Below are 10,813 nucleotides of genomic sequence, written 5' to 3'. Positions count from 1 at the left end.
AGTGAAGGTCTCCATGGACGGACGTGGGCGCTGGGTCGATAACCGGATGATCGAACGGCTCTGGCGATCTATCAAATACGAGTGCATCTATCTCAATGCATTTGAGACGGGATCAGAAGCAAGGGCTGGCATTGGAAAATGGATCTCCTACTATAACGAACTACGCCCCCATTCTTCCCATGGCATTCTGACCCCGAATGAGGCCTACAACACGATGAATGGAACAACAAAACTGGCTGCCTGAACAGATAATCAGATCCACCTTATTCAGGCTAAAATTTGGTCGAAATAGCAGGACCATGTATTTCCATCTCTTTTCCAGCTCACCAGCGACCAGTCGGTTCTCTGGATCTATGGCGTTATATTGCCGAAAGGCTCTATCGACTTCATAGTGTGCGGCCTCCAGATCCCGACACAAGGCTTCACGAACTTGATCCCGCCTCTCTTTGGCTTCCATTCGGGCTTTCAACGCAGCTTCGAGTGCCCCAGGTTCGACAACCTGTAACAAAGTTTGCTCGATTGCATCGTCAACACGCAGGCCGCCGAAAGCAATGCATTTGGGGTCACCATTGTCGAGCTGTCCGCGACAACAGGAATAACGCGGAATGTTGTGCTTGGTGCCGGAATAGCGAGCAGATAGTTTACGACCGCAGCGCCGGCAACGTACTATGCCTGCCAGCACGGCATTGCCATGCTTGGCGGCACCATGATGTTTGCTTGATGGCACGTTCTCACTCACCATTTTACGTATTGCCTCTGCCTGCTCCCAGGTAACATATCCCTCATGAGTGCCGGGCATGAGCGCGAGCCATTCATCGCGCGGTCGATGTTCATGCTTCATCTGCATGCCGAAGCCATTATAGCCTGCCACAGCTTTTGTTTTACCATAGGCATATGCTCCACCGTAGGCAGGATTTGTAATCATGCGGTGGATTGTTTGGTAATAAGGTCTGCGCCAAATAGTCTGGCCATCTTGCTGCTTGGCTGGCAACTCAAGTCCATGTTCGAGGAACCAGAGCAATGCTTGTCGAGCGCTGCCCAGTTCCAAGACTTTGTCGAACACCAATTTGATGGCCTCTTGGACCCTTCTGTCGGGATCTTTCTCTAGGCGATCTCCAGCCTTCACAAACCCAACGGGTGCAGAGACAATTAATTCTCCCCGTTTTGCTTTTGCATAGCGAGCAGCCAGTGACCGTTGTCGCAGAAGATCAAGCTCATATTCGTTGAGCGATCCTTTTAAGCCAAGCAGTAGGCGATCATTGCTTTGACGAGGCGCATAGATGGTCTCCTGATCAACCAATACGGTATCAACAACGCGACACATCTCGATCAATTGTTGCCAGTCCCGGCTATTACGAGCAAACCGGGACACTTCACGAGCAGCAACGGCTCCAACTTTGCCAAGGCATACTTCCGCAACCATGCGATCAAAGCCAGCCCGTTCCGCGCTGCCTGAGGCGGAACGGCCAAGGTCGTCATCAATCACTTCTATATGCGACCAGCCCAATTGGCTGACACGGTCTCGCATTGCATATTGAAGCGTGCTGCTTTCTCTATTGTGTAGAACCTGGTGAACTGAGGACTGGCGTACATAAACGATTGCTTTGCGTTCCAGATGATGATGCTCAATCTTCTCAGACATTACCGCTCTCCTTCTCCAAGAGTGGAATGTCCTGGCCAATGCTTGCTTTTGACGCGTGATTGGCTCCGTGTTCCATCATCATTCGCGCCATTAATCTGGTTATTTTGATGCGCGTCTCCTGCGGCAGCGTTTGCCAGTGCGGCGTCTGAGGGTGGTACGGTCCCTCCAATGGACTGAATAGATTTAACTGTTGCTCGGGGCTTGGTTGAAATCGACGCATTATCACCTCCCTGATTCTGATCACCAGACATAAAGTCTGCGCTCAAACCATGGGCACTCGAAGACAAATCGAGTTCACTGGCCTTGGCAATCTGGGCAAGAAGAAAATGTAGCGCTGATAAACCAGACACATCGACACGTGGGTAATGGCATACTTGAACCGACAAACAAGTCTGCCGATCAAACATCCAAAGGGGAATCTCGAGTGCGATATTGGACGTATCACCGACCTGGTGACATCGAGCAATTTGAATACCCGCCTTGTTTACGATCTTTTCGATCAGGACTTCTTGCCCGGACCAGGCATGATATTCATAAAGCACGCGCCGTTGTCTGGTCTTATGGGTTTTGTTAAACCCGGTTGTACAATGAGGATCGGCCTCATTCAGCAATCGGATACAACGTTCCGATTGCTCTGCATAATCCCGGTGGCGTAACCAGCCCGTCACTGTGATGAAAGCCGGAAAAATATAATTCCCGGCGGTCCAAACTTGGGGCTCACTGCAGAATGTTGAATGTCATTAAAATCGGATGGAGTGAATGCTCATCCTGACTGCGATAGTTTAAAATCCATAGTACCATGGCATGAATATACTGAAGGTTGCCCATAAAATGACAATTAGTGGCAATCCCACACGCGCAAAATCGCTAAAACGATAATATCCCGGCCCCATAACAAGTAGATTAGTCTGGTAGCCTATGGGCGTTGCGAATGAACAGTTTGCTCCAAACAAAACGGCCAATGCGAATGGCATTGGATCTGCATCTAGTCCAGTTGCCAACTCTATGGATACTGGTGTGAACAAGATTGCTGTCGCGTTGTTGGATAGCACATTCGTGAGAATAGCTATCAGGAGAAACAACATCGAAAGGATAACGGCAGGCCCGGCATTTCCAATCAATCCGATAACACCATCAGCAAGATAAGCGGCTGCGCCGCTTTTTAGCATGGCCAAGCCAAGAGCCAATGAGGCTCCCACCATCAAGTAAATCTGCCGATCTAGAGAGTTCACGGCTTGTTCGAGTGTCAGCACTCCGGTCAGGAGCATGAGCATAACACCGAAGACTGCAGCTGCTGCGATTGGTAGGAGACCGGACACGCTGAGAAGGACGACGCCGACAAAAATTGCTCCCGCCATCTTTGCCGCTTGAGCTCCCGGCAGGGGACGTGCCGTCCCATCCAGAACGACAACTCCGGAGTGTTTTCGCATGCGTTCCACAACTTCACGGTCACCTTGTACTACCAGGACATCACCTTCCAGAAGAGTTCGTCCTGTCAGAATGCGGGTTATTCGAGAATGCTGCTCAACCCCGAGGACAAGACAGCCATAGCGGGAGCGAAAGTTTGCCTCTTCAATCGACTGACCAACGAGTTGTGAGCCTGGCGCGACCATGATCTCGACGACAACTTGATCGTTTGCAAGCAAAGCCTTTTCTTCTCTACTCGAAGTATGACCCCTCTTGCCCGATGTTGCAAAAATCAGCTTTGGGAATTTTGTTTGGGCTTCAGCTAAAGCATCGTGAGTTCCCATTACGATAAGGGTGTCGCCTTCGTGGATTTCGAGGTCTTGATAAGGCGGGACGAGGCGCTGCTCTCCTCTTAGCACAAGAATGAGGCGTGCCCCTCGAATGCTCAAGAGATTGAAGCAGATCCGTGCTCCGATCAGCTTTGTTTCATTTCCGACTGTAAACTGTGTGATGAATCTTCGATGATTACCTGACATGAAACGTTGGGCGGGCGAAGATCTCCTTGGAAGCAAATAGGGGGTGGCAACCCAGAGATACATGAGGCCAACACTGGCAAGAACAAGGCCCGGAACAAAGAACCCGAAGAATTCAAGTGGCTTTTGTCCCAGTTCCACCATGGTTCCGGACACAAGCAGGTTGGTGGAAGACCCAACCAATGTCGTCATGCCCGCGAGAATGGCGATGAAAGACAATGACATCATGACGCTGCTCGGTGATTTAGAAAACCGCTGAACGATTGTTTCAAGAATCGGAATGAAGATCACGACGACCGGCGTGTTATTGACGAAAGGACTGGCTATGAAAACAGCGACAAAACAAATGAAAATGGCGCCCTTGTAGCTTTTACCCGTTCTTTGGAACAACTGTTTAATTACCCAGTCCAACGCCCCGGCTCTCCACAAACCATTGCCAAGAACAAGCAACGCCAGAACGGCAATCAGGGCGGGGTTTGCAAATCCCGCCAATAGGTCTTTGGTATCCAGAAGGATTTTTCCGTCAGGACTTCTCAACGGAATGAGTTCAAACAGCAGCAACAAGGCAACCAAAAGGACGAGAGCCGTTATTTCAACTTTAATGCGATCAATCGCAAACCCAAGGATCGCGACAATCACCAACGCATATGTCATCCAAATGTGGAAGCTTCCCGCTGCAAGACTAGACATTTCTGGATACACGAGGCCCTCCGAGCCGATAGCAGTCCGCTCATTTGAAGAGATACAAACCGAACCTTTTTCTGCTGATCCAAGTTGGATGCCTTGCAACTCTGGACATTGTCTTCAAGAACGGAGATGCCACATCTGACAGGCAAATGACTGTTGAACTGAAGCTCTCGTCGCTATTGATCTTGCCTCTTTGTTCCCAAAACCCCATCGGGGGCTGTCTCCGAAGGAGTAGCCGCTTTCATTGTTCTGATGAACTTGAATAGGTCACTGTCTGTTGAAAGAACGAGAGTTGTTTCTCCGGAAATAATGTCTTTGTAGGCCTGCAGCGTCCGGGTAAATTCATAGAATTCAACGGTCTGGAGGTCGGTATTATATGCCTTCGCATAGATATTAGCGGCCGTTGCATCTGCCACACCTCTGATCTCCTCAACCGCTCGATAGGCCTCAGACTGAATCTTGTTCAGATCTCTTACGCGATTTCCTCGAATTCGTGCCGCTTCGCCGTTTCCTTCGGACAGGAAGCGTTCAGCGATCTGGCGCCGCTCAGAGATCATACGATCATAGATTTTCGGCCGCACGCTTTCGTTATAATTGATGCGCTTGAAGCGGATATCGAGAAGCTCAATACCGAAGACACGAACTTTCTCTGCCGCAGCCTCAAATATCTGTCTTTCTACAAGGGCTCTGCCTTTGCTGATTGGCACCAGTGCGCCAATATCCTGCGCTCGTTCTTCGTCCGTTAGAAGCGTGTCACGTAAGGGGGTCCGATCCTTGGTCGTTCGAATGATCTCGATTAACTCATGCTTGGCAACCGCATTGCGGGTCTCACTACCGAGAATGTCGTCAAGGCGAGACTGGGCACTGCGCTCATCTCGCAAGCGTAGAAAATACTGAAGAGGTTCTACAATCCGCCAGCGTGCAAAGAGATCGACCGAGATATAGAGCTTGTCCTTGGTCGGCATATCGGAGGGACTTCCATCCCATTCAAGAACCCGCCGGTCGATCGGATGTACTTCTTGAATGAAAGGGATTTTGATCTTCAATCCGGCAGTGACAATCGGCTTACCCACGGGCTTTCCAAACTGGGTAACAATGGCCTGTTCCACTTCGCTGACGGTGTATAGCGAACCACTGATAGCATAGACCAAAGCGATGGCGACCAGTCCTAGAATTGCGGATGTGATTTTCATGGCTGGCTTCCTTTTTGTCCGCCGAGATTGAGGAGCGGCAAAATGCTGCCTGTCGTCTGATCGACTACGATCTTGGACTTGATGCCCGGAAGAACAGACTGCATAGTTTCGATGTAAATCCGACGGCGGGTAACCTCGGAAGCCTTCTTGTATTCGGAATAGAGCGCGGTGAACCGGGCAGCATCTCCCTCGGCTTCATTGACGCGTTTCAGCCGATATCCATCAGCTTCGCGGATCCGCTGATCCTTCTCGCCTTCAGCGAGTGGAATAACTTTGTTGTACTCGCGGCGTGCCTCGTTTATGAGCCGCTCTTTTTCCTGTTGAGCCTGGTTTACCTCGTTGAAAGAAGACTGAACCGGTCCGGGTGGATTGATATTCTTGAGCTGAACCTGATCGATGCTGATTCCCATTGCATATTTTGAAGAGAGTGCCTGCATCTTCAAAAGGGCTTCACTTTCGATTTCTTGTCTTCCGATGGTGATAACTTCATCGACCGTGCGATCTCCGACAACCTCACGCATTACGGATTCAGAAACATAGCGTAGTGTTGCCCGGGGCTCGCGCACCTCAAACAAAAACTTGACCGGATCCGAAATTCGGTATTGCAGAACCCATTCAACCAGAGCAGCGTTCAAATCTCCGGTGACCATTTCTGTTTCCAAGCGGCCGTCCGTCGGGGTTTGGTAGGCGTCGTTGGCGCCCGGTGTGGTGAAGCCAAATTCCTGTTTCAACTGCCGCTTGATCGGGACGATCGTTGCTTCGTCGACACCGAAGGGGAGCTTGAAATGGAGACCAGAAGGGACTTCGGAAGAATATTTTCCAAACCGTTGCACGACGGCAATCGAGTCGCTAGGAACGGTGAAGTATGAAGACCATGCAAACAGTGCTGCCAGAATCACGGCGCCAGCGATAATCACCGTGCGCAAGGGGGGCGGTCCATTGGGGAATATGTCTCCAAATGGTGAGCGTCCCTGTCCGAAAAAAGTGTTTAAGTTGTTTGGGTTGGAACGGTTCTTGGGGCTCCATGGCCCTTCACTGTTGGATCCGTTGCTTTGATCTGGCATGCGCTTTCCTTGATAGTCGTTATACGGAACATCTATGAACAATGGCATTGGCCAGAGAAGTTTTTGCCTTTGAAGTGATGCGCTCGTCATCTGTGTGCATCACTTCAAGGTGAGCGCTCAGCCTTTGGGCTTTTGCTGCTTCTGGACGGCTTTTTGAGGCGCGATATTGATTGGCGTGATCTTAGAGCCCTTTTTTATCGCATCTGTTTTTTTAGTCTTTTCAGCCTCTGCGGCCCGGGTTGTCAGATCTTTGAAAGACATCATATTCATCCTTTTGTTTGTAAAATTATTTTGGAACTCATCTCGATTGGTCTTCAACTTCGGCCTTTAGTGAGAATTTTCACGCTCTGTTTTTCTTGGATTTTATTGGCCCAGACACTGAAATTCATCAGGGTGTTCTTGCCAAATGTCTGTGTCAGAGGAACGTCTGCTGCGTCGCGTCCGCGCGCGACCAGAATGCGTCCGATGCGCCGGGTATTGTTGCGCGGATCAAAAATCCACCAGTGGCCAGAGAGATAGACTTCCATCCATGCGGCAAAATCACCGGGGGGATAGGGGCCTTGCTCTCCAATGTCACTGAGATAGCCGGTACAATACCGTGCAGGTATGTTGAGGCAGCGGCAAAGTGTGATGGCAAGATGAGTAAAGTCGCGACAGACACCCTTGCGTTCCGTCATTGTTTCAGACGCTGTACGCGTCGCCCGTGCATGTTCATATCCGAAAGAGACATGGCCGTGAACAAAGTCACATATGGCCTGAACACGAGCCCAGCCGGGCGCTGTTGTCTCAAAGAGTTGCCACGCTTTTTCAGACAGAAGATCTGTTTCGCAATATCGGCTCCCCAATAGATAGACGAGCGTATCGGCGGGCAAATGCTGAACCTCGAATTGCACTGCATCAGGTGCCTCTGGATCGGGTTCGCCTTTATCACGGAATATGCCGTCTGTTGTCAGTTCGAAGTCTCCGGCCGGAGCAATCAATCTGGTACACCAGTTTCCGAAGCCATCACGATAGCTTTCCAAGGGTACACTTGGTGAGGAAACCATAAAATCAGGACGTTCCAAGTCGCCAAAATGTGAATAATGGACGTTCAGAACAGCAACCATTGGTGTGTCTTGCGGAAAGCTGAAATGAAGCCGGCTGCCAAGATTGATGCGCATATAGTGCCTCCAAGGCATTTGTCTCTTCGGCTCGTTTCTCAAGGAAACGGCCTAAAAGCGCGAGATTTCGGATCTAACTCCTTTGGGCTTTGAGGTAGATGCTTTTTAAGGCAAAATTGAAAAAGCGATGACGCCTGCAAGCAAAGCATCAGACGACTTTTGCGATCCGGATGTCTTCAGAATGGATTGCAGAGCCGAGTATATGGGGTCATCCCGGGTTAAGATGAAAGACAGCCAGTGTCTGAAACGACTATTTGTCGAGCTTAAGTGCAATGAGGCAGGCTTGAGCCAAATCACGGTCCGGCTTTTCTGCTCCCGGAACAGTCGCCCAGCCACTTTCCATAACAATGTCACGTCGCTTGTAACTCGATGCGTCCGTGATTTTGGTGAGGGTCGCCTGACGATTCAGGTCTTTGTTGGACTGATCGACACAGACCGGAACAAGGGCTGCGATCACATCGTCATGAGCCATGGACATCGCCATTTTGTTGGAGCCAGAGGATGTCATCCAGCCGCCCCACGCAAATCCTATAACACCAACGCATACCGCGCCAATCACTGCTCCATATAATCCAGGTTTTAGCCATTCAGGGGTTTTCATGTCAGGTTCTCCTGCGGTCAAAGCACCGCTTTTCTATGAGCAGGTTACTTCGCCTTTGCAAAACAGGTACTGATCAAGGTTAACCTCTCTAGACTATTTTTAGCTTGGCAAGCTCCCTTGCCAGCCGCGACCTCGCCTCCTATCGAGCTTCAATGCGAAAGAGCTGAACACGGGTCTAGAAGTTCGAATCTAGTCCTAATCTGTAGAAAGATTTCCTGGTCCTGCTATAAGCGCGCATCGCGGCATTCTGAATGCGAGATCTCAGATTTTCAAAGGCTTGCCTATGGGGTTGTCTCTCTTCGTCATGGGCCTTCATAAGATGATCAAGTGTTTCAAACGTCATGGAAAAGCGGATTTCCATGAGACCATCATATCCGGAAAATCGTATGATCCCTGTATCCTCGTCAACGTTGCAGGTCTGGTTTGGAAAGACTAAGCCCATGATGAGCTGCGGCTGAAAAAGCCTCTCTCTTCATTGGGGGTTGTAAGAGGCTGGTCTGAGGTTTCTTTTGGCGATCCTTCTTCCGATCTGTCCATCATCTGGGCAGCCGTACACGTCGTGCTATTCTTCGTTTCCATATCCTTGTCTATTTCTGAGGGAGGCTTGGAAATGGCACTGTCTTTGTCCCGTGATCCCTCGGCCCCAGAGTGCCGAGCACATATGTCCATATTGCTCATTTTCCCGATCGCACCTCCTTCGTCCTCCCAAAGAGACAGTGCCGTCTGAGTGGGTCTCAAACGGTTTTTATCTAATATGCTATGCATCAATCTCTCCTTATTTTCTGTAACCCTGTTGGAGCGTCAGACAGCTCGGACTTAATTCCTCATTATTAGCTGCAAGGACCGCAAATAAATCACCCACCCCAGTCAATCATGGCAGTCAATTCGTCCTGATCAACGGTATGCCGTTCTGTTTGCCCTTTGGTCGTGCCGATAGACGGAACATCGATGCAAATCGATTTGCACCGATACGCTATCCATGAGATTCCTTCAATTGCCTCGTCTTCCCGAACGAGCGTGTAGTCGCCGGGAGGATAAGTCTTGTCAGATCCGGGAAATTGGAATTCATGATCGAAATGAATAATGGATGTAGTAAAACGACTGTTCATTTTGTCCTCATCAGGCGGTAAGGTTGCTTGAGAGCATTCCACAGCATGGAATCAAAAAGTTTGTTTACTTACTTTGCCGCTAGCTAGCGGTGGCGAACTGAATTGCCCCCGGCAATGATTTTGTTGATCAATTCAAAAATCTGTTGATGTGTTTCGGGGGCAGAAGCGTCTTTAATAGCATTCTCATGTGCAGCTGCCGCATCTTCCAAAACCCCAAGGATCTGGGCTTCCGTCATGATCTTTTGATCATTCAACGCCAAAAGAAGCGACTCGCAAATTGAGAGCGCAGCAATCCCCTCAATGAGTTGTATCTCTCGCATGTGGTCATTCCCTCAGAGTATGAGCAAAGAATTGGCGACTATTTATTCATCCTATCTTCCCAAACATTCGGATATGATGGACTGATCAAGATCAGCATCTTGAGTTGTTTCTTCCGAAGGTTCAAAAGCGTGGTGATTCTATGAAGACTATTTTGAACACGCCAATCGCACTGAAACTAAGCGCTTGCATCGGGCTGTCAGAACATGAACTCGAGATTCTTGGGCAACTTCTCAAACAGAGCCGAGAAATTCGAGTTGGGCAGGATCTGGTGCAACAGGGCGAGACAAATCAGGCCGCCTTCATTTTGATGAGTGGCTGGGTGTGCTCCTACAAAATTCAGGCTGACGGAACCCGACAAATCGTTGACTTCCAGATACCAGGTGATTTTTTGGGTGTAAGAAGTGTTTTGTTTCACACTTCTGATCACAACATCGAGCCCATAACAGAAGTTGAAGTGTGTGAAATCTTGATACCTCGCCTACTCGATACCTTTGCTCAACACCCACGGCTTGCCATGGCTTTGCTCTGGGCATTGTCCAGGGATGAGGCCATGGTGGTCGAGCATCTGGTCAATATTGGACGTCGTAATCCTGCAGAGCGCATGGCCCATTTTCTTCTTGAGCTAGGTGCCCGCCTTTCTCTCATCGGAGCTGGCAGCAAAACCGGCTTTACCTGCCCGCTCACTCAGCCCCTTCTTGCCGACGCGCTGGGCCTGAGTGCAGTGCATGTCAATCGAGTCTTGAGACAGTTACGAGAAGTCGGAATGGCGACTTTTCGCGATGGACAGGTAGTCTTTGACAATTATGATCGCTTGGTCGCATTTGCTGATTTTGACTCATCTTACCTCGATCAGGCTGGCCCTCTGCTGACATAGACCAACCAGACTACTCGTTTCCATGCTTGGGCTTGCTTAGCAGCATTAACCTTGATCAGTGCCGAATTTTAAAAGGCTGATAGCTTGAATAGATAACCTTTGGCAAGCGATCCGGTCTTCACGCTGTGCGTTCGTATGGAAAGAAGCTGATCGATACTGTTGTCCTCTAGTTTTCAAAAACGAAATGACTGCCTACTGCCATAGGTTTCTGCATTGCTTTGT

The 10,813-nt window shown here is 49.7% G+C and carries 12 protein-coding genes; 2 read left to right on the top strand and 10 right to left on the bottom strand.

What is annotated here, in order from left to right:
- The coding region (locus BM258_RS22985) for an integrase core domain-containing protein (RefSeq protein WP_139229363.1) at positions 1–244 on the top strand (244 nt) is incomplete at its 5' end.
- Here the strand turns inward: BM258_RS22985 and BM258_RS22980 are convergent.
- The 10 genes from BM258_RS22980 to BM258_RS24655 all read right to left on the bottom strand — a co-directional run bounded on the left by BM258_RS22980 (position 161) and on the right by BM258_RS24655 (position 9,632).
- Entirely contained in the window at positions 161–1,642 is a 1,482-nt protein-coding gene (locus BM258_RS22980; RefSeq protein ID WP_090075584.1) for a recombinase family protein, read from the bottom strand. The genes BM258_RS22985 and BM258_RS22980 overlap by 84 nt on opposite strands.
- Entirely contained in the window at positions 1,642–2,184 is a 543-nt protein-coding gene (locus BM258_RS24335; protein ID WP_139229362.1) for a hypothetical protein, read from the bottom strand. Before BM258_RS24335 ends, BM258_RS22980 begins: the two co-directional genes overlap by 1 nt.
- A gap of 240 nt (positions 2,185–2,424) precedes the next feature.
- Positions 2,425–4,284 (bottom strand): SLC13 family permease, encoded by a 1,860-nt coding sequence (locus BM258_RS22965; RefSeq protein WP_139229361.1) that lies wholly within the window; start codon positions 4,282–4,284, stop codon positions 2,425–2,427.
- Positions 4,285–4,445: 161 nt separating this feature from the next.
- Positions 4,446–5,462 (bottom strand): protease modulator HflC, encoded by a 1,017-nt coding sequence (hflC, locus tag BM258_RS22960; protein WP_090075580.1) that lies wholly within the window; start codon positions 5,460–5,462, stop codon positions 4,446–4,448.
- Entirely contained in the window at positions 5,459–6,616 is a 1,158-nt protein-coding gene (hflK, locus tag BM258_RS22955) for an FtsH protease activity modulator HflK (RefSeq protein WP_210186864.1), read from the bottom strand. The genes hflC and hflK overlap by 4 nt, the downstream gene beginning before the upstream one ends.
- 224 nt (positions 6,617–6,840) lie before the next feature.
- A complete protein-coding gene (locus BM258_RS22950) occupies positions 6,841–7,686 on the bottom strand; it encodes a transglutaminase-like domain-containing protein (RefSeq protein ID WP_090075578.1) in 846 nt (281 codons plus the stop codon).
- 250 nt (positions 7,687–7,936) lie between these two features.
- Positions 7,937–8,287, bottom strand: a complete 351-nt coding sequence (locus BM258_RS22945; protein WP_090075577.1) for a hypothetical protein — start codon at positions 8,285–8,287, stop codon at positions 7,937–7,939.
- A 175-nt stretch (positions 8,288–8,462) separates the two neighbouring features.
- The gene (locus BM258_RS25145; protein WP_090075576.1) at positions 8,463–8,729 is read right to left on the bottom strand and encodes a DUF1488 family protein; all 267 of its coding nucleotides are present in this window, start codon (positions 8,727–8,729) and stop codon (positions 8,463–8,465) included.
- Positions 8,730–9,141: 412 nt separating this feature from the next.
- The gene (locus tag BM258_RS22930; RefSeq protein ID WP_090075574.1) at positions 9,142–9,396 is read right to left on the bottom strand and encodes a hypothetical protein; all 255 of its coding nucleotides are present in this window, start codon (positions 9,394–9,396) and stop codon (positions 9,142–9,144) included.
- Between the two features lie 83 nt (positions 9,397–9,479).
- A complete protein-coding gene (locus tag BM258_RS24655) occupies positions 9,480–9,632 on the bottom strand; it encodes a hypothetical protein (protein WP_210186863.1) in 153 nt (50 codons plus the stop codon).
- Between the two features lie 224 nt (positions 9,633–9,856).
- On the opposite strand from BM258_RS24655, the gene BM258_RS22920 reads away from it, so the two are divergent.
- Positions 9,857–10,591: a Crp/Fnr family transcriptional regulator gene (locus tag BM258_RS22920; protein WP_090075572.1), complete on the top strand. Its 735-nt coding sequence runs from the start codon at positions 9,857–9,859 to the stop codon at positions 10,589–10,591.
- Positions 10,592–10,813: the final 222 nt, after the last annotated feature.

It is taken from the genome of Cohaesibacter marisflavi, from assembly GCF_900115225.1.
In the GTDB taxonomy this organism is placed as follows: Bacteria; Pseudomonadota; Alphaproteobacteria; order Rhizobiales; family Cohaesibacteraceae; genus Cohaesibacter; species Cohaesibacter marisflavi.
This window is presented reverse-complemented; position numbering and strand designations above follow the sequence as displayed.

Coding starts and splice junctions, on each gene's coding strand:
- BM258_RS22950 (WP_090075578.1), bottom strand. CDS start 7,686: ATGCGCATCAATCTTGGCAGCCGGCTTCATTTCAGCTTTCCGCAAGAC.
- hflC (WP_090075580.1), bottom strand. CDS start 5,462: ATGAAAATCACATCCGCAATTCTAGGACTGGTCGCCATCGCTTTGGTC.
- BM258_RS22930 (WP_090075574.1), bottom strand. CDS start 9,396: ATGAACAGTCGTTTTACTACATCCATTATTCATTTCGATCATGAATTC.
- BM258_RS22920 (WP_090075572.1), top strand. CDS start 9,857: ATGAAGACTATTTTGAACACGCCAATCGCACTGAAACTAAGCGCTTGC.
- BM258_RS22945 (WP_090075577.1), bottom strand. CDS start 8,287: ATGAAAACCCCTGAATGGCTAAAACCTGGATTATATGGAGCAGTGATT.
- hflK (WP_210186864.1), bottom strand. CDS start 6,616: ATGACGAGCGCATCACTTCAAAGGCAAAAACTTCTCTGGCCAATGCCA.
- BM258_RS25145 (WP_090075576.1), bottom strand. CDS start 8,729: ATGGGCTTAGTCTTTCCAAACCAGACCTGCAACGTTGACGAGGATACA.
- BM258_RS22980 (WP_090075584.1), bottom strand. CDS start 1,642: ATGTCTGAGAAGATTGAGCATCATCATCTGGAACGCAAAGCAATCGTT.
- BM258_RS24655 (WP_210186863.1), bottom strand. CDS start 9,632: ATGACGGAAGCCCAGATCCTTGGGGTTTTGGAAGATGCGGCAGCTGCA.